Raw genomic sequence first — 25025 nt, 5'->3', positions numbered from 1 at the left:
AACTCCTTTTTTGTGGCGACACGTAGATTGGAACGGAGGGTTGTCGGCAGGTAAAGCGCGATAAGCTCAAAAATTACGTGCGATGGCTTCCGCCATCATGATGGTGGTGACGTTCGTCGGAGCCGAGACGATGTCGGGCATGATCGAAGCATCCACGACATGTAGTCCTTCGACGCCGCGGACCTTGCCGCGGCTGTCCACTACGGCGTCGGGGTCCTCGGCTGCGCCCATCGGCACCGACGAGGTCGGATGCGAATAGCCGTCGACCTGCTCGACGATTGCGTTTTCCAGAGCGATGTCGTCGCGAACAGCTCCGCCTGGAAACATCTCGGACGCGAGGACGTCCCTGAAAGGCGCGGTCGCCGCAATCTTGCGCGAGAGCTTCACGGCTTCGATCATTCGCCGCAGGTCGCTCTTGTCTTGGAAGAAGTTGAAGCGGATAACGGGCATGGCCCGCGGATCGCGGCTCGACAGCCGGATCGTGCCAACCGATTTCGGCTGCGTTACCGAGCAGGCCAAGACGATGGCGCCGCCGGTCGGGCTGGCGGCGGGATCGAAGATGTGGGTGCCCGAGATGTGGAGGTCGAGTTCATCGGCGGCTGCTTCGCTGGACCTCGTCCAGACGATTGCGCCGGCCACAGGGGTCATGGATTTCACCGCGGGCTTCAAGGCGTAGACATTGTAATAGAATGGATGCTCCTTCAGCTTCTGCCCGACCGCGGCATCGATGATGACCGGAATCTCGAGCTCTTGAAGGTGGGACGCGGGGCCAATGCCGGATCGCATCAAGATTGCGGGGCTGCCATAAGCGCCCGCCGAGAGGATGACCCGTCCAGCCTCGATAATTTCCCCGGTGGCGAGTCGCACGCCGGCGGCGCGGTCGTCATCGAAAATAACCCGGTCGACATCGACGCCGCCCCTGATCGTCAGGTTGGAGCGGTCGCGCACCTCGTCGGTCAAATAGGCCATGCCTGTGTTGATGCGTCTTCCACCGACCACATTGAGCGGATAGGGCGAGACACCATGTTGTTCGCTGCCGTTGAAGTCCTTGATGCGCGGCAGACCGCAGGCTTCTGCGGCCAATACGAATGCCCGCATCGAAGGCGTGTTCTCCTCCATAGTGCGCTGGCGGATCGGGAATGGGCCGCTTCGGCCGTGCCAGGCGTCCTCGCCGGTCGGCGTGTTCTCCATGGCCTTGTAGATCGGTAATACATCCTCAAAGGACCAGCCCTCGAGACCGCGTTCCGTCCAGTTTCTGAAATCGGCGGGACGTGCGCGCATCGCCACTGCTGCGTTGACGCCGGAGCTCCCGCCGAGCACCTTGCCGCGGATCGCTTTGACGTCGTGTCCGAGCCCGAGATGGTCCTGGGTGTAGTAGCCCCAATCGTGGAGCTCGTCCCCGCCGACGCGGTCTGCGTTTGCGATCACGTCCGGATAGCCGGCGGGCGCGTAGACTGGGCCGGCCTCGATCAGCAGAACTGTACGACCACGGCTTTCGCTAAGGCGATTGGCAAGGACGGCGCCGGCGGACCCACCGCCCACAATGATGATGTCGAACTTCTTTTTCGTTGCCATGTAAGTAACTTTCGTTTGCGTCAGCGGTGGTCGAAGACAGTACGAAGAAAGCGGGCAGCATTATTCAGTGCGTTGCGGCTAGTCGCCAAATGAGCGACGTCGAGCTGAAAGACGTGATGCATGCCCTCGAAAATCTGCAGCTCGACGGACACGCCCGCCTGCGACGCCCGCTTGGCGTATTGCCGGGAATCGTCGAGCAACCTCTCGTCCGTTCCGACCTGGATCAACAGAGGAGGCAGACCCTTCAGATCACCGTACAGCGGCGAAGCCATGGGATGGTCCGTCGCGAAATTGCCGACATATTTGGCGGCGCAGTCGCGCAAATAGTCGAGGCTGATCAAGGGATCGATCACTGCCGCATCAGTCATCGACGCACCGCTGAATGACAGGTCGGTCCATGGAGAGAACACGACGCCGCCGACAGGCGCAGGCCCAGAGGGGCTCTTGGCGAGGCTTGCGAGGGTCACCAGCGAAAGCCCCCCACCTGCGGAATCGCCGACGATGGCTATGCGATCAAAGCCCCTGCTGACAAGATAGCGCCAGGCGCTTTTCGCCGCCTCCGGCGCGGCGGGAAGCGATGCTTCCGGCGCAAGCGGGTAGTCGATGACGAGGGCGGGCACATTGGCGCGACTGACAATTTGGCTGACGAAGCCGCGATACGCCTTGGCAGAACCGAGGACGTAGCCGCCGCCGTGCAAGAATAGAATCGCTTCGTTGGTCGCAGATGCTTGTTGCGGACGGAAGAAGAAACCATGCGCTGCGTGGTCATCGACCGCGTCGATTGTCACGCCTGCCGCGATTGGACTGCCGGAGATGAAAGAATCGTAGGCGATCCGTAGGTTGCCATTTGCTGCGCTCCAGAACGCCGCAAACCTCTCGCGCAGCGCCCGTTCACGCTCCTTTTCATCAGGCGCGATCGGAATGACTTCCGTTTTGTAGAAACCCGCGTTCATCAATGAGATCCTTGCTGCTCTGCCAGACACGACTTACCGACCGCGCAAAAACGCGCGTGCGGCATAACATCAGGGTCAATTTGCGCTTAGGACGGGATCCGCCCGAACTTGCCTTCTGCGTAGAAAGCGAGCGTTCGTTGGACGTCGACTTCCGTCGACATGACGAGCGGGCCGTGTTTGACGAAGGGCTCGCGGATCGGCCGCGCGGCCATCAGAACGAAGTGCGCCGATGCTTCAGCCTCGATAAGCACGTCCGTGGGGGGGCCGGCCTGGACCGTCGTCGCGGCTGCCGGCCCGAGCACGCGTTCCGCGTCGCCGCAGCGGATTACAAGCGCTCCAGAGACCACATAGATCCAGGCTTGGCGTCCCTCAGGCAACCGATGCTGGAAGCTACCACTCATTAAATAGCCGTCGAGCATGGTCATCTCTTCGGGTGTATCCTCGGCGCCGACCGCAGCTCCGCTCCGGCCAAGTAGCACGCGCACGCGGTGGCCAGGACCTGCCAGCACTGGCACCTGGTCGGCTGACACATGCAACGACCGAGCGGGCTCCCTTTTCAGATGGCTTGGCAGGTTGACGAATATCTGAAGGGCATGGATGCACGCCCCTTCGGCCGGCCGCTCCTCGTGTGCCGCTCCTTGCGCTGCCGTAAGCCAGTACAAATCGCCGGCCTTCAACGCGATCGTATGCCCCAGCGTATCACGATTGATAAATTCGCCGTGAGCGTCCTCGAAAACCGCGGTGACGGCCGAGATGCCTGCATGAAGATGGGGATCGAAGGTCGGCGCGGTCATCGTGAAGTCGTCGGCCATGAGCAGCGGATCCATGCTGCCGCAAAACATTTCTTCTGAGAAATGACGGGCGGTGAATCCGCCTCCGAGGCTCAGCGGCTTCGCCGAGACGATGGCGCCGAGTCTTTCCCTGCGATCGGATGTTTGCTCCGTGCGTTCGACGGTTGCTGCCTGGCTCATCATGATCCTCCTCAGGTGTTGCCCACGGAGGCCAATCTAGGTTGCTCACGATTGTGCCGGGAAGTCCGTAAGTCTAGGACTTAGCGTCCAACCTATTAGACGACCGGCGTGCGATAATTCATTCTACATCAAGACAGTTTTGGGAAGCTCTGCCGCGAGATGATCGAGAAAAACGCGGACGGAGGGTAGCAGCCCCTGACGGTACGGGATTAGCGCGGTGAGCGTCGAGTCGCCGGCGATCCAGTTCGGAAGGACACGGCGCAGTTTTCCCGACTTCACTGCCGCTCGGCAGATATAGCCGGGCAACGCAACGATCCCCAGTCCGCGGATCGCGGCCTGTTGCAGGCCCACCATGTCGTCGCTTAGGAGGCGCGGCGTCAGCGGTACGATTTCCTCGTTCTTTGACTGACGAACGTGGCGCAGGTGCCAGACCGAATCGACGCCGGTTCGCATCATGAAGAGGGAGGGGTGATTGCGAAGGTCCTGTGGCTTCTCTGGCTCGCCGTTCTTCTTCAAATAGGACTCACCGGCAAACAAAAACCAGGGGGCTGGCGCCAGGGTCCGTTGCACCAGATTGGAGTCAGGGAGCGCGTTCGTGTGTGCACGAATTGCGATGTCGAAATTCTCGCCCACAATGTCAACAGTTCGGTCAACGGCATGCACGACGACGTTAACCTTCGGATATCGTGCGAGGAAATCTGCGATAACGTCTGATAGGGCGAACTGCATCGTCGCCACTCCGCCTGTGCATCTGATCGTTCCGCTTGGTTCGCCGACCCGCTCCTTGATGATGGCCTCCGCCGTCTCCGCCTGGCGTAGCATCTCGACCGCATGTCGGTAAAACTCCGCGCCGACATCAGTCATTCCGAACCGACGCGAGGTGCGATTGAGGAGACGCACGCCTAGATTGGCCTCCAACTGCTGCATCCGGTGACTGAGCGTAGACTTCGGCGTCCCCAGTGTACGGCTCGCGGCGGTAAAACCGCCGCGATCCACGACTTGAACGAAAAGATAGAAGTCATTGAGATCAAGCATGCTTCCTCATCGTCCAACCCTGTGGACGGTAAGTCCCGATATTGACCGCTTTTGGTCGGGTCGTCTAGCCGGTATCTGGTTGCGCGTGTCGCGGCGAAGGGCCGTGGCCATGTTCCGGACCTTCCTCCGGAGCGCGAATTCAGGAGAATGCGATGAACATTCGCAAGTACGAGCCACTCACTTCGGACAACGCCGCCCTTGTCCTTGTCGATCACCAGGTGGGCCTTATGACCGGCGTACGCGATTACTCGATAGGCGAACTCAAGCACAATATCGTTGCACTCGCCAAGTCCGCTAGGGCGTTGAATCTTCCGATCGTGGTCACCACGACGGCGGCGGAGAGCATGTGGGGGCCGACCATCCCTGAGCTCGTGGAGGCTCTTCCCGGAGTCGAGATTGTCGATCGCTCGACGGTCAATGCCTATGACGATGCACGCGTCGCGAAGGCAATCGAGGCGACGGGTCGCAAGAAGCTCATCTTCGCTGGCATCTCCTTGGAAGTCTGCGCAGGCTTTCCTGCCATGACCGCTGTCGCTCGTGGCCTGGATGCGTATGTCGCCGTCGATGCTTGCGGGACCTTCAGCGACACCAAGCATCAAGTGAACCTGTTTCGCATGCAGCAGGCTGGCGTGATCCTCTCCGACCATGCGACCATGATGGTCGAAATTCTAAAGGATAACGGGCGTCCGGAAGCTGGTCCGGTGTATGCAGCCCTCGACATGCCTTGGGCGACGCTCGTCGGCCAAGTCGCGGCGGCGCTTCGCAGGTAGCGCACGACCATCAAGAACCGATGCGCCGGCCGGAAACGGACCGGCGGTATCGATTGAATACATGGGGAAGGCGATGCTTCGAAAAGGACGTCGGAACGAAGCCAGCCAGGATCCCGCCAATCGGCACTTTAACGAGATCGCCTACTGGCTGATACACGGAACGCGGCACGAGAAGTTCATCCACGACATCTTCGCGCAAATGTGCCTTCGGTTGCAGGGCGCGGGCATCCCCGTCAAGCGGGCAACCCTCCATTTGGATATTCAGCATCCGCAGTGGATCGGCGCCCGACTCACTTGGTCTGACGGAGGCCGGAAAGCGGTCGTTCATCACGTGGAACACGACGTCGAACATCGCCCCGAGTACATCGGCGGTCCCGTCGAGGAAATCCGGCTCGGCGCCTGCGAAGTGCGAGAGAATCTTGAGCGCGCCCCGTCGCCCGCACGAACGCATAAGGCCTACCGGGATCTGCGCGAACTAGGTCTGACGGACTACGTCGCTTGGCCGATCTACCATACGTTGGATAAGCGTCATGTCGTATCGTTCTCGACCGACCGGCCGGGCGGACTCAAGGATTCTCATATCGCCTATCTTAAGGAATTGCTGCCGGTCCTTTCGTTGGTCAGTGAGATACGCATCAAAAACCTGCTGGCGCGCACGCTTTTGGACACTTATGTCGGGTCGCATGCGGGCAAACTTATTCTCGCGGGCGACACGCGGCGCGGACGCGGAACGACCGTCAGCGCCGCCATCATGATGTGCGATCTGCGTGATTTCACGAAAATGTCGGACAGCTCCCCGCGCGACGAAGTTATCGGGCTGCTAAACGACTATTTCGACGCGATGTCGGAACCGATCGCGCGATACGGCGGGGAAATACTAAAATTCATCGGCGACGGTCTCCTCGCGGTGTTTCCGATGGACCGACCTGCGGCATGTCTCAATCTTCTGAGAGCCGTCGAAGAAGGACGCCGGAATATGACGAAGCTGAACGCGATAAGGAGGAGATCCGGCCGCAGCGTCCTCCGCTACGGCATCGGTGTACACGTCGGCGATGTCATGTACGGTAACATCGGATCGCATGATCGGCTCGATTTCACGATCATCGGCCCGGCCGTCAACATGGCGTGCCGGCTCGAAGCGCTCACCAAACGGATAGGGCGGTCGGTCCTGCTCTCGCACGAATTTGCCGCCTACGTCGAGGACGACGTTGAGCTCGAGAGTGTTGGCAGACATCACGTGCGCGGCTTTGGATATCCGATCGAGGTGTTCTCCCTCGGTGGCAGCGCGGAGGCGCACCGGGGAGGCGGTGCCCAAGCTCCGACGTGGTCGAGGCAGCATTACGCGGAGGCGCGCTTCTCGCCGACGCGATCTATCGCGGCCGGTTAAGACACACGGCAACTGGAGGAGACGGAGAAGAACATTTTCGAGCGCTCGTTCCGCCACGCAGCGGCTACGCTGCCGCCCAGACGAAGGAGCGCGATGGCATACAGCCCGCCAACTGTTCTGCTCGCTCTTCGTCAGGGCGATTTACTTTATTGTCGACGTATCGACAAAGGAACTTTGTGGCGCTAGTGCTCAAAGAAGCCTAGCTGGCAAGAGCTTCGACAGAGATCACGCCTCCATCGCTGGCGCTCTGTATCTGCCGCGAGCGATATCTGAGTTCTTGGCGGAGACGCCGGTGCGCCCCGAACCCAGTTCAAGACTGCGAGGTCGAGATTGGACCGCCTCACGAGCCTGGGACAGGTCGAATCTTGCGTGGCTTCGCAATCCATATCGCCATCACGGACACTAGGCTAAATCGGCCACGACGCCCAGAGGAGCAATAGTCAAGCTTCGGCGCCCATCATGGCGGTGATGAGACGGTCGCGAGTGAGGGGCAGGTCCCGCACGCGTATGCCTAGAGCTCTAGCGACCGCATTGGCGATCGCAGCGGCGGTGGGTCCTAGGGACGCTTCGCCGACTCCGGTCGAGGCGCAGTCCGGCCGCGATATGGACTTCAACGGTGATCTCTGGGACCTCCGTGATGTCAAAATTGGGTAGTCCTTCCAGCTCTCGGCCGTCAGGCGCGCATCGTCCGTTGGAACCTCCTCCTTGAGAGTCCAACTGGCGGCCTGCACCATGCCGCCTTCGATCTGAGACACGATCCCAGCCGGATTGATGACAAGACCTGCATCGACTGCGGCCCACATTTTATGGAGTTCGACGCTCTCCTCAACCGCGACAAGTGCGACAACGGCGCAGTATGTTCCCGTGTTCTTGAATCGGGCGAAACCCAGTCCACGCGCAAATCCAGACTCAGGGGGCGAAGGCCAATTCGCCAACTCGGAAACACGTCGAATGACTGTGCGGGCTCGTTCGTCGGGCAAGTGCGCAAGCCGGAAATCGACTGGATCAACATCTGCGATCTCGGCTAGTTCGTCCATGAAACTCTCGATTGCGAACACGTTGGCGAATGCACCCAAGGAGCGGAGTGCGGAGAGCCGAAACGGGAGATTCGGGACGAATTGGTAGGTCACTTGCTGAGGAAAATTATACAGTGCGACCGCGTTCTTCGAGCCACCGTTGTGAAACGGCAGATCCGTATCCGAGCAAAGTGCGAACGCGTCATCTAGCGCGGCCGGCGCAAGCAAATTGACGGCGCCGTTCCAGCCCGGCCGCTGGATGTGCGTGCCGGATCGTGTGGACAGCCGCCAAGCAGAAATCCGTGAACCCGACAGTTGGGCGGCAATTTCGATCCGCATTGGCGAGCCGAGCGGCTCTAAAGTCAGCTCGTCCTTGCGGGTCCATTGGACCCTGACAGGGCGGCCCGGCAGACGGCTGGCAAGCAGCACCGCATCCCATCGCCGCATCGTCGGCACCGTTATGGCCGTAACAGCCTGCTGCAAGCATGTGCCGCACCCGGACAATTTCCGACGACACGTTCAAAACGCGGGCTATTTGCGCGCGAAGAGCGAAGACGTTTTGCGAATGGGTCCACACCTCGACGCGAGCCTCCGTGACTACCGCCACCCCGCAAGACGGCCCAATCGAGCCGTGAGCTATCAAGGGCTTGGTGTAGATCGCCGTGTGCACATCGCCATCCCCGTTAGCCCGATCCAACTGGAAGCCCTCGTCAGAGTGGATCACACTGTCGACATTCGGTGCGCCGGTCAGGATCTCCTGGGTGCCTCCTCCAATCTTGGGTGACGTCGGGATGTGCCAGGTGCCAACCGCGTCGTGCCCGCCGTCTGCTATTCGATGTTGAACATTCGGTCGATCAGCCCGCCCACGCCACATCGTCGAGCGGCCGATCAGTCGGCAATTCCGACAATTTGCCGGATTTGACAGCCGCTGCCCGCCGTTCCGCTCTCGCCCTGCGTCCGTGCGGGCGGCGCGGCGCGCGCACCACGCTGTCAGGAACGAACGCTTGTCGCGTCCCGCACGAACCGCAGCGCAGATGCCTCGCCGCCAGGTCAGCGACGGCTGCGGCGATGACAGCGGTGTGGCCGCAGTGGCAACAGCGGACGGTCCACGATTGAACGAGGGGGAGCAGCATGCCGTTACGTTACGCCGGTCTCGTTACGGTGTCACGGGCGCACTCGGGACAGGTCAAACCTTCCGTGTCACGCTTAGGTTGTGGTAATGCTCACGGGAGTGGGAAGGGGGACCAACATGGCGGCCGTCTATAGTGTCATCGGTTTAGTGCTTAGTTTGATCGGGGTACTCTTGCTATTTCGCTACGGGATGCCGTTCCGCATTGCCGCTCCCGAAGGGGATTACATCATCACGGAGCAGCCCGATCCCGAAGGAGTAAAGATCGATGCCCGATACAAGGCGATTGGCTATGTTAGGCTCGGTCTTGTCGTCATCGGAACGCTCTTTCAGATAGCGGGATCTGTCGTGAAGTAGAGAAAGCCCGCCTTCGGCGGGAAGTAAGGGTCTGCTAGGTGACGTGCGAAGAGGTCAAGGGCCGAGCAGAAGGCGCATCGTGGCGCTGCCGGGCCAGCCGCCTTGTGCTTGATGGCCGGTGCCGCCACCCCCGACATCGCAGAGCAGATCGGCCCCGGCAGCCGTATTGCTGCAGAGGCCGATCGCGCTCTCAAACTGATCAAATGCTTTCGCCGTCCAACCCGCAGGTCCGGACTTCGATCCGTCGAACGTGCCCGCATGTCGCTCTCGGAGCCGGCGCGTATCGGCGGTCGCAAACTGTGGGCGGAGCCCGGAGTGCCTAGGAGTCCGGGTCTCCGGAACCGTAACAGCACCGGCGCGCGCATGCCGCTCGGTACGAACCCAACTCTACGCCTTCGAACGCGGTTCGCTTTGAGGCATCTGAATTTTCCGTGGCCGACCACGAAAAGCATCGACGTTGTCCTTCAAGCTGACTTGTGCAGACGGCGATGCTGAGGGAAATACCACCGCATGACTTCCCGCAGCTTGTCGGAATCTCCGCGTGCCCAGTTGCGCATGATCTCGCAACCGAAGGAGATCGCCGTGATTGGCCTTGCCCCGGCCTGGATCATTCGGTCTAATGCGCGTTCGTGCGCGGCCGGCGAGATGCCGCCCACGGCGTCGGCGACCGGATAGACCTCGTAGCCTTCGGCCAACATGTCGAGGGTCGGAAAGGCTAGGCAGACCTCGGTCCAGAGCGCCCCGATGACCACCTTGCGTCGCCCCGTGTCCTGGACCGCCTTGCGGAAGTCATCGTCTTCCCAGGCATTGACGCCCGTGCGGTCGATTTCTTCCACTCCCGGCAGAGCCGCGCGGATCTCCGGAATTGTGCCTTCGTTCACGCCCATGTCGACCGCCACCGTCGAGAGTACCACAGGGATGCCATAGGCTTGAGCGAGTTTGCACAGCGCAATCGCGTTGAGGGTGATCTCCTCACGGGAGGATGAAGTCACGCTGGAATACTGCTCAGGCTGGTAGTCGATCAGGACCAGAACGCAGTTTTGCGAGGTCAGAAGATGATCGGCCTTCGGATCGCGGACGGGTTCGGGCTGGGTCTTTGCCACGTTGTTCCTCTTTCGAATGGAAGTGAAGGATGATCCAAATCTATATCATCAAGATCTGCTGAAGCGCGAGCTTCGCAACGGTGGACGAGCCGGACGTCCGCCATCACAAGGTGCTGAGATGGTCCGGCACCTCGCGGAACTTCCGGCCAAATGGGAATGGCTGAAGTCGCCGCTGGACGGATCGCCAGTTCGGCCCATCGCGATGGCGCCCGCGTAATCGGGCTTCGGGACACGCCTCGGCCCGCATCACCGCGGCGTGGCGCGCACTCCGCCGCTCGTCGACGGCCAGGCCGACGTCGGAGAAAACGAAGGGTAGGGCTACATAGTACGTCAGGTCAGTCATCTGGCCCGCTCCGTTGCGCCCGCGCTCTTGGCAGCCGTCCCCGGGCGTAGCCCGTCGATACCTTTCGACACCCTCTCGGTCCTACGATGGGACCAGATTCTTAGCCGGCGACACAGTCGATGTCGCGGCGATCGACGGGGAGGAAAATGCCGTCTCGCTAATCCAGAGTCTGTATGGCGCGTTCGGCTCCTGCTTGGTAGCGGGCCGCACAGGCGCCGTGCTCCAGAACCGCAGCGCCTACTTCTCGCTCGATCCCAACCATCCCAATCGCCTCGAACCCGGAAAAGTGCCCCTACACACCTGATCGCCTCCATTGCCAAGCGCGACGGCAGATTGTGGAGCGTGCTCGGCTGCATGGGGGCAGACGGACAACCGCAGATCCAGTTGCAGCTATATTCGGCGATGATAGATCATGGCCTCGATATCCAGGAAGCCATCGAGTTGTCGCGCTTCTTGTCGGCCCAGTTTCGGCCTGGGCGAGGCTCGGGACACCCTGCACTTGGAGGGTCGCTCCCCCGACACCGCCGTGGGCGAGCTGGCGCACAGAGGGCACATCATGAACCGCTGGAAGGCCTGGAACGAGATGGCCGGCCGCGGCCATGGAATAACGATCGATCCGCAAAGTGGGATCCTGAATGGAGGGGCGGACCCGCCTAGCGACGGCGCTACAATTGGCTATTGACCGCCTCCCGGCGCGCCGCCGTTGTTGGAAAACGGTACAACCCGAAACCGCCTGAGACGGCTTTCACGGTGTCGATACCCGTGTTTGAGCGAGAGGAGGAAATGTGCGCCGAGCTGATGGGCACGTCCCGGTCCTCTTCGGCGTTCGAACGTGTTCAAGATCCTGGCGTTTGGCCCGAGCAATAGGGTCGAATCTTCGACGGAGCGCACCCAAACTCCTCACTAAATCTCCGAGAGAAGTGCGGGAGATTGGTAAATCCCCAATAATAAGCAATCTCCGAAACCGATGCCTTCAGGCGATCGCGCCTGAGAAGATCCTCCTTGCACCGTTCGAGCCGCAACCGCATGATCGTTTCAGAAAGGGACTCTGGCTCGTCTCCAAAAAGCCGGTGGAGTTGGCGTGCGCCGAGCCCCATCTCTTCGGCTATGAATTGCGGCCCCAGCCTTGGATTGCGAAGATTGGCAATAATAAGCTGCTTGATCCGCTCGATCATTAACAACTGATAGTTGGTGCGGCTGCCTCTGATCGTCTCATGGGCAAGTTCCAATCCTCTCCAAACCTCCTCTTCTATTGTCTGGTCCAGATCGCAGTGCTCACTAAACGGATGATGCCGTCGCAGAATTTTCCGCAGACTCTCTGATACATATCGACCGGCGCCAAGCGCACCATCGAAACAGATTGTCTTGCCGAGATTCCAGTCGGGGAAACGTTGTCGAAAGTCTTCACCGCGAAGCTCGAATATGACGTGCCGCATGTCCCCCGGGAAACCGTGCATATAGGGTTGATTGGTGTCATAGAGGACGCAGTCTCCCTCGTTGAGTACTAGACAGTCGTTGGCCCTGTTGACGAACGCCTTGCCCCGGCTCAGCAGAGTCAGGAAAACCGCATCTTTCTCGATCCTGCGGATCAGGTCGGGAGTGCGCTCGACGACGTGCTGTCCACCTGCGATATCGATCAGTTTCATTGCGCCAAAATCGACGTACTGAAACTGGGCTTGAAGCCCGGTTGGCTCGAGCGACGTGCACCGAAGTCCCACGACCCTATCAGCGCATTTCTCTTCCCAAAAGCTGATGCGTCGGAGCGGTGGAACGGCCGCTGTGTCGAATTTGATAGGCCGTGCCGCACGGCCCTGCTCGGCAAGGCAAGCTGCTTGCATGTCCCCTCCCGGTCATATGTGCATATTTTTGCATTATGCTAACCGGTTGGCCGAACTGCTTCAACGGCAATAAGGCCGTTAGCCGGCCTTCGAAACAGGCGCTCAGAAACCTGAAACACCTGCACCGGGGCCGCAAATTGGTCCGTTCTCCTGACTCGAGTCGACCTCACTCGGGACTTACCAGGATTTTCAGATCCGCGGGGTTGGATAGCAGACGCTCGAAGCCATCCCGGACCACTTCCCCCAGCCGGATCTCTCGGGTCACAATGCGCGACGGATCGAACAGACCCGCAGCGACGAGGGCGATGAGGTCCGAGTAGACATGCCGGTAGCCGACACTTGAAATCAGATCAATCTCCCGATTGACCAGGCCAAAGGCGTCCATGGTGGGTGGCTGGCCGAAGAGCCCGACGAGGACGAGGCGCCCGCCCTTCCGCAACACATTGAACGCGCTTGTGAGGGCGGACTGAACGCCGACGGCTTCGAAAGAGATGTCGACGTCGCGGGCATGGTCGGAAAGAGAATCGCGGCTGGTGTTCACCGCGATCGTGGCGCCGAGCCGAGTAGCCATTTGCAGGCGCGCGTCGGAGAGGTCGCTGACCACGATCTCGCGCGCACCTGCGAACCTGGCCAATTGAACAATCAACAGTCCAATGGGCCCGGCGCCCACCACGGCACAGCGCATTCCAGCGACCAAGCCGCTCCGCCGGACGGCATGCAGGGCGACGGCTGCTGGTTCGAGAACTGCAGCCTGGGTAAAGGACACCTCATCGGGAAGCGCGTGGGCCATATAGGCCGGAATCGTGGCCTCGTCAGCCATGCCGCCATCGCCCATGAGCCCGGCGAAGCCCATCGACTCGCAAAGATTGTACTCCCCGCGTTGGCAAGCGCTGCAGCTTCCGCATCGATACTCCGGCTCAATGACAACCCGCTGCCCCTCTCGGAACTCGGTCACACCGCTGCCCACCTCGCTCACAGTCCCGCAGAACTCGTGACCCAGGACGATTGGTGCCTTGCGCCGCGACAGCGGGTGTTCCTGCAACACCGGAATCGCGTGAGGGCCGTTGACGTATTCGTGGAGATCGCTTCCACAAATCCCACATTTTGCGACTTTGATACGCAGGTCATTTGCCGAGAGCGGGGAGGTCTGCCGAAGTTCGACTCTGACATCGCGCGCGCCATGCCAGACGGCGGCGGTAAACTGGCGATTGTGCACGGCAGACCTCAGCGGAACAACTTGTCGATGTAAGCCGCGCCGATGCCGACCTTGTCGTAATGTTTGCGCGCCAAATCGATGTACATATGCACGTCGAAATATCCGTCCGGCTCGCCTTTTTCGTTCAGCCAGATGAGAGGCCCGGTCACGTTGAACTGAACGCGCATGGGCTCGTCACTCTCATACGCGACCAGCGTATGACCTTCGCCGGGGGTCTCGTAGACGAAATCGCCTGCAGTCGCTGTCCAATCGTGCTCGAGATACCCCCATTTGCCGGAGATCGTGTAGGCGAAAACCTGGTGAGGATGGTAGTGGCGATTTACCAACCCAGCCTTCTTGGCCATCAGGATATCGCACCATCGGTTTTGCGACGGCGAGATCCAGAGGGGACGAGTTGAAACCGTCTCCGTGAGCGGGACGTAATAGCGCTCGTCGTCGATGGGCGCGTTCGGAATATAGACTTCAGGTTGCGCATCCGGCTGGAAGATCTTCTCAATCGGCTTGATGTTCTTCCAGAACTCGGTTGTGGCCGCTTCGGGCATAGGAATCCTCCGCTTGAATTGAGACGGGCACTGTTACACGAACGTCGCGAAGGCTGTTGCAGGGCGGCTTGATCCAGAGCGGCCGATCGTTTCGCTCACAGCGACATGGCGAGTTCTGGCTCGGGACAATGCGGGTAGCCTCGGCTATGAAACCGAGCCACTGCTTCAGCGCGCCGGCCGAGTCCAGGCGTATCGCGAACGCGGATACGGCGGGCAATGCGCTTGAAGAGGCGTGGCCAGAGGAAACAGAGGAGGGGAATATGGACAGGAAGCGTCTCGACGGTATGACGCGTCGGTCGATCTTAGCGGCGGGTGTGGCGGCGCTTGCAGCCCCCGCGGTCTCGAGGGCGAAGTCATCCAGCACGATCAAGATCGGATTTGTAAGTCCACGGACCGGGCAACTCAGCCAATTCGGCGAGACCGACGAGTACGCTCTCAATTGGATCCGTAAATTCCTCGCGGGCGGTCTCGATATAAGGGGCAAGAAGTATTCCATCGAGATCCTCGACCGTGACGCACAGTCGAACCCCAATCGCGCATCCGAGCTCGCGGGCGAATTGATCCAGAATGGCGAGGTCCATCTGATGGTGCCGGCCTCGACAACGGACGTGACGCTCCCGGTGTCCGAGCAATCCGAGCTCTACGGCGTTCCCTGCGTGTCATCGACAGCGCCATGGCAAGCCGTGATCATGCCACGCGGCGGCGGCCAGTTTCAATGGACGTACCATTTCTTCTGGGGCCTTGAAGACATCATCACCACCTACGTCAACATCTGGCGATCGACCGAAAGCAATCACAAAGTCGGCTTGCTTCTTCCCAGGAATGCGGATGGCGAGGTGTGGGGCGACGAGAAGATCGGACTACCGCCATCGATGCGTAAGGCCGGCTTCGACGTCACGGCGCCAAGCAAGTTTCAACCTCGCACCAACGATTTTTCGGCGCAGATCGCGGAATTCAAGAAGGCGGGCTGCGATATTCTCGGAGGCCTAGTTTATCCGGGTGACCTGAAGACCTACGTGCTTCAATCGGCGCAGCAAAACTACAAGCCGCGCGTCGTCACGGCTGCAGCGGGGCTGCTCTTCCCATCTGCGGTCGAAGCGATCGGTCCGCTGGGGATGGGAATGAGCACCGAGGTGTGGTGGACACCCTCTTTCCCCTACAAATCATCGCTGACCGGCGAGACATCCGCGGAGCTTGCGGCAAAATGGGAAAGCTCAACCGGCAAGCAATGGACGCAGCCCCTCGGATACTCGCATGCCATTTGGGAGGTCATCATCGACACACTGCGGCGGAGCCGCGATCCGCTCGATCGCGGGGCGATCCGGGATGCGCTCAAGACTACAAATTTGCACACTCTGGTTGGTCAGGTGAAGTTCGGTGGCGTGCACCCGAACGTTTCCAAGACGCCGATCCTCGGGGGCCAGTGGGTTAAAGGCGAGAAGCGCCCCTTCGATCTTAAGATCGTGGAGACCTCGCTTTATCCGATCATGGAGCCCGAGGGTAAACTCAAACCTATGTCCTGGTGAACTCCAATGTCCGTTGTATCGAAGGATCGCGCTTCGGGCGCGATCCTGCTGTCCGCTCGCGGCGTTTCAAAGTCGTTTGCCGGGTTGCATGTCGTCAAGAACGTCGACTTCGATGTCGGAGTAGGCGAGGTGCTGGGCGTGCTCGGTCCCAATGGAGCAGGCAAGACCACGCTGTTCAATCTGATCAGCGGCGATCTCGGATTGAGCTCGGGTGAGATCACACTCGCCGGCCAGCCACTTTCGCAGCTGCCCGCTCACAGACGGGCCGCGCTCGGGATCGGGAGGACCTATCAAATCCCGCGCCCCTATGGAGCGATGACGACGTTCGAGAACCTTCTGGTTTCGGCGATGTTCGCGGCCGGGAAATCGGAGCGTGACTCGTATCGAGCTTGCCTGACAATCCTCGAGGATTGCGGTCTGGCTGACCGGGCCAACGGCCCGGCAGGCTCGCTGACCCTTCTCAACCGGAAGCGGCTTGAACTGGCCCGGGCCTTGGCAGGGGAGCCGAAGCTGTTGCTGCTTGACGAGATTGCCGGCGGTTTGACTGATCAAGAGGCTGCCGACCTGGTCTCGCTGATCCAGAAAATCCGATGCAGCGGCGTGACGATCATCTGGATCGAGCACGTCGTCCATGCCTTGATGGCAGTCGCAGACCGCCTGATGGTTCTCGATTTCGGCTCCAAGATCGCCGATGGCCGGCCAAACGACGTTATGGTCGATCCCGATGTTCGTCGGGCGTACATGGGGATCGAGGCATGACCGCGATCCTGGAGGTGAGGCGTCTATGTGCGGCCTACGGCGATTTTCAAGCGCTCTTCAACGTGGATTTCGAGATTGCAGCCGGTGAGATTGTTGCGCTTATCGGGTCGAATGGCGCGGGCAAGAGCACGCTCTTGAAGGCCATCACAGGCCTCATGTCCCCGACCGCGGGTACGATCTCGTTTGCGGGCGAAGCCACTTCGAGAACTCCGGCGCATGCCCTGGTGCGCAAAGGACTGGCGATGGTTCCTGAAGGACGCAGATTATTCAAGGGAATGACCGTAGAGGACAATCTGCGCGTCTGCCTCGATCGGGCACGAGCTGACGTCGAACCCGCATCACGATGGACGCTCTCGCGACTGTATGACCTGCTCCCTGTCTTGAAGGAGCGGCGTCGCGAACTGGTCGAAAGGCTGTCAGGGGGACAGCAGCAGATGGTCGCAATAGGCCGCGCCCTGCTGGCGCAGCCTCGCTTGCTCCTATGCGACGAGATCTCACTGGGGCTCGCACCGAAGGTCGTCAAGGAGATTTACCAGAAGCTTCCCGAGATTCGTGCGAGCGGCACCTCGATCGTGATCGTCGAGCAAGACGTGTCTCGGGCGAGATCCTCGAGTGATCGCCTGTATTGCATGCTGGAAGGGCGAGTGACGCTGTCCGGCCCGTCCGGCGAAATTGCTCAGGAGGATATTTCACGCGCTTACTTTGGAGCACATTCATGAAGTGGCTGGACGCGCTCGTCCAAGGTATCCTTCTCGGCGGGCTCTATGCCCAGTACGCGCTGGGAATGGCCCTGATGTTCGGAGTGATGCGAATCGTCAACATCGCGCATGGCGATCTCGTCATTCTGCTGTCCCTTCTTGGGATATCTCTTGTCGCCGCCCTCGGAATTACGCCGCTCGCGGCTCCCCTCCTGCTGGTGCCGGCCGGCGTTCTCATCGGGTGGGTTCTTCAGCGAGCAGTGTTGAACAGAGTCGTCAAGGCCGATCCGCTACCATCCCTCGTGGCGACGTTCGGCTTGTCAATCGCTTTGCAGAACCTCATGCTGCAGATCTGGTCGGCCGACACTAGGTCGCTCTCACTGGGCGCGCTCTCGTCCATGTCGATTGAACTCGGTTCGATCTATGTGGGAGTTCTGCCCCTCGCCGTGTTTGCCTTCGCGGTCGCACTAACGACCTGGCTTCATCTGGCGCTCAAGTTCACGAAGTTCGGACGTGCCTTGCGGGCTGCTGCGGCTGACAGCGATGCTGCGACTTTATCGGGAGTAGACACCAAAAGGGTCTACGCACTCGCCACCGCCATCGCCGTCGGCATTCTTGGGGCTGCAGCTTTTTGCCAAGCGACCCGCACGACCGTGGCGCCGGCGGATGGTGGCGCTCAGCTCATCTACGCCTTCGAAGCAGTCATCATAGGGGGGATGGGCCATATCAGCGGGGCATTTCTTGGTGCGATGATCGTGGGCATCGCACAAGTGGTGGGTTCTCGTGCCGATCCGGGATGGGGCATCCTTACCGGTCATATCGTCTTTCTACTCGTGCTTGCCTTGCGTCCGCAGGGCCTGATGTCCCGCACCTGAGCAGCGCAGATCAATGTCTCATTCCAACGTAATTGTGCGGCGGCAGACGACCTCGAGCATCATTGCGCTCGTAGCCAGCGTGCTGATCGTCATGGCCATCCCGACGATGCCGTACTGGGCCAGCAACGGTCACATTCGATGGGTCATCGAACTGAGCTGCCTCATTGCGATCGCGCAGATGTGGAACTTGCTTGCGGGATATGCAGGTCTTGTATCTGTAGGCCAGCAGGCATTTATCGGCGTCGGCGGCTACGTTCTTTTCGTATTTGCGAATAACATGGGTTTCAATCCGTTTTGGACGGTACCGCTCAGCGCGTTCGCGGCAGCCGCAGTTTCGATCCCGGCATATATGCTGCTGCGTCGGCTCGAGGGCCCTTATTTCGCCATCGGGACCTGGGTCTTTGCGGAAGCGCTCAGGCTCCTGACGGCGAATATCTCCTATGTGAATGGCGGGTCGGGAATGTCACTGCGCGCGATGGCGCAGTACACGCCCGATCAACGGGCTTTGGGGCTCACGATAGTGAGTTCGCTCCTGCTGCTGTTGACGGTCGGCGGTTCGTATGTGCTTCTTCGCTCGCGCTTCGGGCTCGCTCTCACGGCGGTTCGAGACGAGCCCGTCGCGGCCGCGAGCCAAGGCGTCAACGTCAAGAGAATCCGCTTGATGATCTGGATAATGGCGGCGGCCGGAACAGGAATGGCCGGAGCATTGTACTACATGGCCCAATTGCGGATCACGCCCGACGCAGGCTTCGATCCCTACTGGTCCTCGATTTGCATTTTCAGTGTGATGGTCGGAGGCGTCGGCAGGCTGGAAGGACCTGTCATTGGTGCGCTGCTGTACTTCTTCGCCACACGCTTTTTTGGGCAGTTCGGGGCAACCTACCTTGTCGCCCTCGGCCTCCTGACCCTCGCTATGGCGCTGTTTTCGCCAGGAGGCATCTGGAGTTTGCTGTCAAAGTCAAGGAACTGGCCGTGGTTCCCCCTGACCCGGACCGTGGTCAATCAGTCCCAATGAGTGGGAGGAGATCAAGAGTGCAGAAGCGGGGCGGGTTCGACCGCGGGGCGCCACCGTCGCATGTAATTCGACTTCGGTGACGCCAACGCCATTAAGATGAATGGCACGAAAGCCGTGGATGCAGCAAACATCAACTTGCAACAGCCGGCGCAGCGGTGACGGCGGCACTCTTAGTGCACAGCCGCTTGGGGCCCCCGGTAAGCAGGACATTTCCGGGAGCGACGTTCGGGAAGGTGAAGAGCTCGGTGATCGTTTTTGCCGGCTTGAACACCAGGTTGGCCGTGGTGTCGCTCTGCCGCCGCGCCGTTGTCGTCGAGCTCGAGCGCGAGTTCATCCATGCAGGGTAATTCGTCACGCTCGAGCACCGTGAGCCATGGGCCGATCGGGCAAAAGCCGCGGTAATTCTTGCCCTTGAAGAACTGGGTCTGGGGCAGCTGCATGTCACGGCGCTTAGATCGTTGGCGATGATGATCCCAAAGACTTAGCCAGGCAGGGTTTTGCGCGTCGCCGTGACAGCCGACGAGATCGGGCGGCGAAACACGAGCGCGAGTTCGATCTCGTAGTCCAGGAGCTCGATGTGGGGGGACCGGCCACCGCCTCTCGCCCGAGCAGACCGAAGCGTGCGGCTTAGTGAAGAACATGTTGAACAGTTTCGCGCCCAGATCCATTCCGGACCGCTGGCGGCAATTGGCGCCTTGGCAATAGAGCCTGCATGGTGTCGTCACAGGCAAGTGGATCGCGATCGATGCAATTGCGATGCGCGCGCGCGACCATAGGTCCTGTCATTCGGCTTGCAATTTGTTCACCCTCATCGGTGTCCATTTTTGCAGGCCTATGCTGATTGCTCGAATTGCGGCTGCCATCGCAAGAGGTAGGACTGCAGCGAGCGCACTGCGATCGCCAGCAGGATGCCGACGAACATCGTGACCAAGATGGCCACCATCATCTCGCTGGCATTGGCCCGCGCCTTAGCTTCGATGATGAGCTTGCCGAGACCGCGTTCGGCACCGATGAACTCGCCGACAATGACGCCGATCAGCGCGAAAGAGACGGCCGGCAAGAGCGAGGCAAACACCCAGGCGAGCGCGGATGGGATCACGACCGTGCGCAGCACCGTGAATTCGCTGGCGCCGAGCAGGCGGGCGGCAGCGATCTGGTCACGGTCGACCGCACGCGTTCCTTCGAAGGTATCGAAGAACACCACGAAGAACACGACGAGCCAGGCGGTTGCGATCTTGGAGAGGTCACCGAGGCCGAAAATCAGGATGACGAGCGGGACCAGCGCAATGCGCGGTATGGAGTTGAGCGCCACGATGTAGGGGCTGAACACGCGAGAGAGGAAATCGGAACGGCCGAGCACCAGGCCGGCCGCAATCCCGCTCGCCGAGCGCCGCCCATCCGGCGCTCGCGGCCGTCAGGCGCGGCGAGCAGGTTTATACGGCCTATGGCTGGCGTTTCGCGGAGACGGTCTCGAGCCCCGAAGCGCAGGCGCAGGCCAAGGCGTTTCGCGCAGTGATCGAGCCGGCGGCGATCGCACAGCCCGGCTTTGCGCTGCCCCAGGAGGTGATCACACGCCTGCGTGAGCGCCAACAGCGGGTCTTCGACGGCGAAATCGAGAAGATGACGATTGGCGAGATCTTTCACTCCGGCTGCGAATTCCACGAGGAGATCATCCGCGGAGCAGGCAATCCATTCTTCCTCGAAGCACTCAAGCGCGTGAACTCGATCAGGCGTTTGTTCGCCTATCGCAGCTTCGCCGATCGTGACGGCATGAGGCGGCACGTGCGCGAGCATCTGCGCCTCCTCGACGTTCTGGAAGCGCGGCGCTATGCTGAGGCAGCGGACCTGATGGCAAAACATCTGCAACGTCCACTCGTGGCAGGTCTATCGTGACACTTGGGTCGCCGGCACCTCAACTGTGAGCGTCCGCAGGACCACTTGTCATTTGTCGATAGGCATCCAATCTCGCTGGACACTGTACTAGAGGACCGCGGGTTGATTGCTTAAGAGAGCTAATATTGGGATTGATGCGCCCTACGGTAACTTAGACAGAAAGCGAGAAGCTTTCTTCAGGCTCCTTGTCATAGCAGAATGGTATCGCTTGCTGGCGAATTGTTTGTTCGATCAACGAGTCGCAGCCCGGAAGGGTTGTACTCATTGATGACTGGCCACTGCGAGACGTGCGCGGCCGGCTGAGCCCGCCGATCCCGTCTGGCATCGCTCCGCAGCTCCTGCGGCACGGTCTCGGCGATCGTGTCCGCCGGAGCGCCCGCCATCACCGGAAAGGCGATCTTGAGGTCGACCGCCGCAGGGCAGGCGCTTTGGTTCAGGATCGCTTGGCCCCAGACTGCCTCATTTGACAGCAAGACCTGGGTGTTGTCTGCCGCGATGAGCTCGGTGATGAACAGCGAGAGCAATCTCACGTTGTCTGGCTTACCGCGATCGCGACCTCATGGCAAAGGCTTCCAAGTCGTGACCTGTCCCGTCGCTCTCTACCCGTCGACTTCAGAGACCGAGAAGATCTCGTTTAATCAGCTCAACCGGCAGACCGGCATCGCATCAAGTACCTCAAGATACCCCGAAACGGCGACGAGGTGCCGAACGAGGACATCCTCAAGGCTACGAGCTCGACAAGGTCAGTACATAGAGGTCACCGCGGAAGAGCCTGAGGAGATCGCGTTGATCGACGCGCACGATCGAGATCGACCAAGTTCGCCGACAGGTCCGACAATCGAACGGAGCTACCTGATCGGACCCTTGCGACCAGACGGCAAGGTATGCAGCATAATCTCAAAGCGGCTCCGGGAAGGTGCTTCTTGAAGAAATGCTCGATGTCCCCCAAGAGCTAAATCGACTTCGGAGGGATTGTCATTCTGTTGAATCCTCGCTGACGAAGGTCCAATTTGCTGCCTCGAGCGCCACGAGATTCAGAACGGACCCTCGCCTTTGCGGCAGGCTCTGCGGATCGACTCTAATCCTTCGATGGTACCGGATCTAGGAATACATGAAGCGATTGGATGCGGTTGGCTTCGAATTGAGCGACGTCGGTTCCGGACGCTGCAGTCGGTCCACCAAGCGGGCCAACGCGCCACCGCAGTCGAGCAACTCCATGATGCCCCTGCGCAGGTCCAATTTGCGTGAAAACAAATTCTCTGGGCAGGCTTGCAAGCAAGCTGGTGACGGCCTCGCAAATGGAGGGTCCTCCCTTTGCGTGACCTTCCGGCTCGTAAAGTACCGCATCGTCCGAATAGAGCTCACGAATAGCTATCATTCGCTTTGCCGGATCACGTTCGCTGAAGACACGAATTAGGTTATCCCCCATAATACCATTGTAATCGATCGTTGCCATAGATCCTTCGCCAACTGCGCCGAAGCTCGCCGGATCATCGTTCCCGTACTTTCCTAACGCGACGGCTTTGGCACTCGAGTGTGCCGCTGCCATGACCTCACGTTGGTCTCGAACTTCGTCTTGTTTGCTCCACCGAAACGGTTCGGTGCCGTGTTGGCAAGTATCTGCAGGTATGATTGGCGAGCATCCTGGTGGAGATATTGATTTTGACTGCTTCGCTGATCGACGCCTTCGAGGAGTACGGGTGTATTCATCTGACGGCGGCGCTCCGCGCGTTGCATTCGATGCCTTATGTCGCCAGGTGGTTGGCTTTGGTGAGCCGTGTTAGGGAAATGCTGGATGAGCAAGTCCGATGTGTGGGATCTAGAGCAACGTCTGCGTGCACTGGAAGACGAACTCTCGATCCGGAGTCTCGTGGCTCGCTTCACGGATGCAGTCAACGAGCGAGATGCCAATGCGTTCCGGCAACTCTGGAGTGATGAGGCGACGTGGGAAATTGGGGCGCCGTTCTCGAAAAAGGCTAGAGGAGTGGAGGCCATTGTCAGTATGCTCGAAGAGTTGTTCAATCCCAAGGTATTGTTCGTGCAGCTCACCCATTCCGGTGTTCTAACGCTCACCGGCGAGAACACCGCAGTGGGTCGCTTTACCGAGAGGGAGCGTGGCAAAGGACAAAATGACTACTATGACAATCTCGCAGTGTACCATGACCAGTACGTACGTAATATCGACGGCTGGCGATTCGAGCGACGTTACTACGAGTACCGCTTTCTGGACACTTCCCCGTTTCAAGGAGACGTCGTCACCGACGGCGGGATCAAATTCACGCCAACGTGAGACCATGATCGGACTTAAGGTCGGCATCGTCGATATCGTTCGCCGCTGTCGAACAGACATTCCTACGTTTCGGAGCCGTTAGCCTTCAATAGCGCGGAACGGATGCAATCGATCAACGCCGTATGGTCGACCGGCTTACCAAAGAAGCCGTCAGCACCTGCGTGAAGAGCCTTGCGTCGCAAGCGTTCGTCGACATAGGACGTCACGAAAATGATCGGGGGAGTTGGCGGTTCGGCGTTCAGTTTGGCCTGCAGCTCCAGACCGTCGATCGTCGGCATGCGCACGTCGAGAACGATACAGACTACACTCCTGCGCTCGGACCAGTCCAGGAAAGACTGTGCAGACCCAAATGTAACCGCGGAGTATCCAAGCGACGCGATCAGGCCTTCCAGAGCTTCGCGGAACCCCTGATCGTCATCTATAACGGCTATTTTTGCGGGTTGACCCACGATCCGCGCCTCGCTGGGTTGGTGTTCGGATCCGTCCTCTACGACATAAAGGGGCGTGACCAGAATTCACCCATACATAAGTGTGGCTAGGTCAGAAACTGCTTCCATCCTATGCAGTGCGTATCGATCGCTGCTCGTGAGAGAAATGCGGAAAGTTCGATCGCAAGGTTAAACTGCCGATGGGGTTGGGTTCGCAAGCGAACTCTCTTGCGCCCCCCAGGCCAAGTGAATCAAAGCTTAAGGCTACTTACGCATTACAGGGCACGCCAATCGCGCGGCCGCATTCCAAATCGCTTCTTGAAGCTGCGCGAGAAATGGGACAGATCAGCAAATCCCCACGAAAATGCAACGACGCCGATATCGCGACTCGCGAATGCGGGATCTCGCAGGTTCGCAGCCACGCCATCCAGGCGCCGCTGCATAATGTATTCGCGAAAGGTCGTACCGGATCGCGCCAAAAGCATATGCACGTAGCGTTCGCTGACGCCTACTGCAGCTGCGAGGTCGGCCACCTTTAGGCCCGGCTGGTCGAGCCGTACTTCGATCGCGCGTTTAACGGCGAGAGTCGTTGCGTCGGCCACCGATGATGACTCGCTTACGCCAGAGCGGCTCGTTCGGGAGACACCGAGGGCGACCAAGTCAAGCAGCACCCCGAACAATCGTTCAGCCTCGTCCGATGGCATCCGAAGAGCATTCGCATTCAATGTGCGCGCCGTCTCGGTAATCAGCGGACCAACGTATGGGTCGTCCGAAAGTCGTGCTGGTTTGATGTCGAATGATGGTCCGAGCCGCTCGCACAGTGACTCTGCTGGCATCCAGAAGGAGGCGACACTTGTCAATGGTGCGGCGTGGGGCACCGTCGAAAAGGGACGATCGGTGTCGATAATGCAGGCCTGTCCTGGGGAGACCCCCATGTCCAGGCCAGCCTGCTGGACCTGGCTCCGCCCGGCGAGCCTGTAATTCAGGTAGAAGCCGCGCCTCTCCGCCGCCTTAACATCGGCAAGCGTGCGTTCATTCCTGTGAGGAGAAAAGACAGCTACCCTATTTAGCGCACCGGGGCCGAGAGCGATACTTTGGCCATTCGCCGAGAAGCCCGGCTCCGCAGGAGGCTCCGGGGTCATTTTCATGAAGGCTTGACAGATCACTTCGCGATAGTAGTCGAAGCGCTCGGTGGGCCTGATTTGGTTGGTCGTCCAACTCCGTTGGCGGCTGTCGTCGGCTGAATCCATTACTTCTGTCCCAGACCAATCGCCTTCCGACCCAGCCAAGCGGCGGAGGCGCATTT

25 protein-coding genes and 3 pseudogenes are annotated in these 25025 nt (G+C 59.9%); 11 read left to right on the top strand and 17 right to left on the bottom strand.

Features of this window, described 5'->3' with window-relative positions; all coding sequences use genetic code 11:
* Nucleotides 1-66: 66 nt before the first annotated feature.
* The 4 genes from I6F37_RS04190 to I6F37_RS04175 form a co-directional block, all read right to left on the bottom strand.
* Entirely contained in the window at nt 67-1575 is a 1509-nt protein-coding gene (locus I6F37_RS04190; protein WP_225150377.1) for a GMC family oxidoreductase, read from the bottom strand.
* A 20-nt stretch (nt 1576-1595) separates the two neighbouring features.
* Nucleotides 1596-2528 carry an alpha/beta hydrolase gene (locus tag I6F37_RS04185; protein WP_225150376.1) on the bottom strand — a complete coding sequence of 311 codons (933 nt, stop codon included), beginning with the start codon at nt 2526-2528 and terminating at the stop codon, nt 1596-1598.
* Between the two features lie 86 nt (nt 2529-2614).
* Nucleotides 2615-3502: a pirin family protein gene (locus I6F37_RS04180; protein WP_225150374.1), complete on the bottom strand. Its 888-nt coding sequence runs from the start codon at nt 3500-3502 to the stop codon at nt 2615-2617.
* Between the two features lie 120 nt (nt 3503-3622).
* Nucleotides 3623-4534, bottom strand: coding sequence for a LysR substrate-binding domain-containing protein (locus I6F37_RS04175; RefSeq protein WP_225150372.1), 912 nt, complete (start codon nt 4532-4534; stop codon nt 3623-3625).
* A 152-nt stretch (nt 4535-4686) separates the two neighbouring features.
* Here I6F37_RS04175 and I6F37_RS04170 point away from each other — a divergent pair, with 152 nt between their 5' ends.
* Complete coding sequence (locus I6F37_RS04170) at nt 4687-5304, top strand: isochorismatase family protein (RefSeq protein WP_225150370.1); 618 nt, start codon at nt 4687-4689, stop codon at nt 5302-5304.
* A 73-nt stretch (nt 5305-5377) separates the two neighbouring features.
* On the top strand, nt 5378-6691 hold the full coding sequence (locus I6F37_RS04165) for an adenylate/guanylate cyclase domain-containing protein (RefSeq protein WP_225150590.1): 1314 nt from the start codon (nt 5378-5380) through the stop codon (nt 6689-6691).
* 440 nt (nt 6692-7131) lie between these two features.
* On the opposite strand, the gene I6F37_RS45510 is transcribed toward I6F37_RS04165, so the two are convergent.
* Together I6F37_RS45510 and I6F37_RS45865 are read right to left on the bottom strand one after the other, a co-directional pair.
* On the bottom strand, nt 7132-8190 hold the full coding sequence (locus tag I6F37_RS45510) for a molybdopterin cofactor-binding domain-containing protein (protein WP_276573770.1): 1059 nt from the start codon (nt 8188-8190) through the stop codon (nt 7132-7134).
* Between the two features lie 10 nt (nt 8191-8200).
* Nucleotides 8201-8581 (bottom strand): annotated as a pseudogene (locus I6F37_RS45865) (hypothetical protein); the annotation flags it as partial.
* Between the two features lie 375 nt (nt 8582-8956).
* Here I6F37_RS45865 and I6F37_RS04145 point away from each other — a divergent pair.
* Nucleotides 8957-9193 carry a hypothetical protein gene (locus I6F37_RS04145; RefSeq protein WP_225150366.1) on the top strand — a complete coding sequence of 79 codons (237 nt, stop codon included), beginning with the start codon at nt 8957-8959 and terminating at the stop codon, nt 9191-9193.
* A gap of 464 nt (nt 9194-9657) precedes the next feature.
* Here the strand turns inward: I6F37_RS04145 and I6F37_RS04140 are convergent, their stop codons facing one another.
* Complete coding sequence (locus I6F37_RS04140; RefSeq protein WP_225150364.1) at nt 9658-10296, bottom strand: hydrolase; 639 nt, start codon at nt 10294-10296, stop codon at nt 9658-9660.
* 356 nt (nt 10297-10652) lie between these two features.
* Here I6F37_RS04140 and I6F37_RS45860 point away from each other — a divergent pair.
* Nucleotides 10653-11296: pseudogene (locus tag I6F37_RS45860) on the top strand (gamma-glutamyltransferase).
* 179 nt (nt 11297-11475) lie between these two features.
* On the opposite strand, the gene I6F37_RS04125 reads toward I6F37_RS45860, so the two are convergent.
* The 3 genes from I6F37_RS04125 to I6F37_RS04115 all read right to left on the bottom strand — a co-directional run bounded on the left by I6F37_RS04125 (nt 11476) and on the right by I6F37_RS04115 (nt 14235).
* On the bottom strand, nt 11476-12477 hold the full coding sequence (locus I6F37_RS04125; RefSeq protein ID WP_225150362.1) for a helix-turn-helix domain-containing protein: 1002 nt from the start codon (nt 12475-12477) through the stop codon (nt 11476-11478).
* A gap of 166 nt (nt 12478-12643) precedes the next feature.
* Nucleotides 12644-13693: a 2,3-butanediol dehydrogenase gene (locus tag I6F37_RS04120; protein WP_225150360.1), complete on the bottom strand. Its 1050-nt coding sequence runs from the start codon at nt 13691-13693 to the stop codon at nt 12644-12646.
* 8 nt (nt 13694-13701) lie between these two features.
* Nucleotides 13702-14235 carry a 2,4'-dihydroxyacetophenone dioxygenase family protein gene (locus tag I6F37_RS04115; protein ID WP_225150359.1) on the bottom strand — a complete coding sequence of 178 codons (534 nt, stop codon included), beginning with the start codon at nt 14233-14235 and terminating at the stop codon, nt 13702-13704.
* Nucleotides 14236-14495: 260 nt separating this feature from the next.
* Here I6F37_RS04115 and I6F37_RS04110 point away from each other — a divergent pair, with 260 nt between their 5' ends.
* From I6F37_RS04110 to I6F37_RS04090, 5 genes are read left to right on the top strand one after another with little or no spacing between them, the layout of a single operon-like run.
* Nucleotides 14496-15761 (top strand): ABC transporter substrate-binding protein, encoded by a 1266-nt coding sequence (locus I6F37_RS04110; protein ID WP_225150357.1) that lies wholly within the window; start codon nt 14496-14498, stop codon nt 15759-15761.
* A gap of 6 nt (nt 15762-15767) precedes the next feature.
* The gene (locus I6F37_RS04105; protein WP_225150354.1) at nt 15768-16520 is read left to right on the top strand and encodes an ABC transporter ATP-binding protein; all 753 of its coding nucleotides are present in this window, start codon (nt 15768-15770) and stop codon (nt 16518-16520) included.
* Nucleotides 16517-17239, top strand: a complete 723-nt coding sequence (locus I6F37_RS04100; RefSeq protein WP_225150352.1) for an ABC transporter ATP-binding protein — start codon at nt 16517-16519, stop codon at nt 17237-17239. Before I6F37_RS04105 ends, I6F37_RS04100 begins: the two co-directional genes overlap by 4 nt.
* The gene (locus I6F37_RS04095; RefSeq protein ID WP_225150351.1) at nt 17236-18093 is read left to right on the top strand and encodes a branched-chain amino acid ABC transporter permease; all 858 of its coding nucleotides are present in this window, start codon (nt 17236-17238) and stop codon (nt 18091-18093) included. Before I6F37_RS04100 ends, I6F37_RS04095 begins: the two co-directional genes overlap by 4 nt.
* A gap of 13 nt (nt 18094-18106) precedes the next feature.
* Nucleotides 18107-19108 carry a branched-chain amino acid ABC transporter permease gene (locus tag I6F37_RS04090; protein ID WP_225150350.1) on the top strand — a complete coding sequence of 334 codons (1002 nt, stop codon included), beginning with the start codon at nt 18107-18109 and terminating at the stop codon, nt 19106-19108.
* Nucleotides 19109-19238: 130 nt separating this feature from the next.
* Here the strand turns inward: I6F37_RS04090 and I6F37_RS45855 are convergent, their stop codons facing one another.
* The 3 genes and pseudogenes from I6F37_RS45855 to I6F37_RS04080 all read right to left on the bottom strand — a co-directional run bounded on the left by I6F37_RS45855 (nt 19239) and on the right by I6F37_RS04080 (nt 20468).
* Nucleotides 19239-19553, bottom strand: a complete 315-nt coding sequence (locus tag I6F37_RS45855) for a hypothetical protein (RefSeq protein ID WP_368736728.1) — start codon at nt 19551-19553, stop codon at nt 19239-19241.
* A pseudogene (locus I6F37_RS45850) lies at nt 19456-19749 on the bottom strand (hypothetical protein); the annotation flags it as partial. The gene I6F37_RS45855 and the pseudogene I6F37_RS45850, both read right to left, overlap by 98 nt.
* Nucleotides 19750-19940: 191 nt before the next feature.
* A complete protein-coding gene (locus I6F37_RS04080) occupies nt 19941-20468 on the bottom strand; it encodes an ABC transporter permease (protein WP_368736713.1) in 528 nt (175 codons plus the stop codon).
* 152 nt (nt 20469-20620) lie between these two features.
* Here I6F37_RS04080 and I6F37_RS04075 point away from each other — a divergent pair, with 152 nt between their 5' ends.
* Entirely contained in the window at nt 20621-21001 is a 381-nt protein-coding gene (locus I6F37_RS04075; protein WP_225150349.1) for an FCD domain-containing protein, read from the top strand.
* A gap of 188 nt (nt 21002-21189) precedes the next feature.
* On the opposite strand, the gene I6F37_RS04070 is transcribed toward I6F37_RS04075, so the two are convergent.
* Together I6F37_RS04070 and I6F37_RS04065 are read right to left on the bottom strand one after the other, a co-directional pair.
* On the bottom strand, nt 21190-21525 hold the full coding sequence (locus I6F37_RS04070; protein WP_225150348.1) for a hypothetical protein: 336 nt from the start codon (nt 21523-21525) through the stop codon (nt 21190-21192).
* 554 nt (nt 21526-22079) lie between these two features.
* The gene (locus tag I6F37_RS04065) at nt 22080-22457 is read right to left on the bottom strand and encodes a nuclear transport factor 2 family protein (RefSeq protein WP_225150347.1); all 378 of its coding nucleotides are present in this window, start codon (nt 22455-22457) and stop codon (nt 22080-22082) included.
* A gap of 339 nt (nt 22458-22796) precedes the next feature.
* Here I6F37_RS04065 and I6F37_RS04060 point away from each other — a divergent pair, with 339 nt between their 5' ends.
* A complete protein-coding gene (locus I6F37_RS04060) occupies nt 22797-23291 on the top strand; it encodes a nuclear transport factor 2 family protein (protein WP_225150346.1) in 495 nt (164 codons plus the stop codon).
* A 62-nt stretch (nt 23292-23353) separates the two neighbouring features.
* Here I6F37_RS04060 and I6F37_RS04055 read toward each other — a convergent pair whose 3' ends face one another.
* Both I6F37_RS04055 and I6F37_RS04050 read right to left on the bottom strand, forming a co-directional pair.
* Nucleotides 23354-23740, bottom strand: coding sequence for a response regulator (locus I6F37_RS04055; protein ID WP_225150345.1), 387 nt, complete (start codon nt 23738-23740; stop codon nt 23354-23356).
* Between the two features lie 254 nt (nt 23741-23994).
* A complete protein-coding gene (locus tag I6F37_RS04050) occupies nt 23995-24969 on the bottom strand; it encodes a helix-turn-helix domain-containing protein (RefSeq protein WP_225150344.1) in 975 nt (324 codons plus the stop codon).
* Nucleotides 24970-25025: the final 56 nt, after the last annotated feature.

The sequence above is a fragment of the Bradyrhizobium sp. NBAIM08 genome (genome assembly GCF_020193935.1).
GTDB classification, from domain to species: Bacteria; Pseudomonadota; Alphaproteobacteria; order Rhizobiales; family Xanthobacteraceae; genus Bradyrhizobium; species Bradyrhizobium yuanmingense.
Note: the sequence above shows the minus strand (reverse complement) of the source record. Positions and strands in the feature narration are given on the sequence as shown.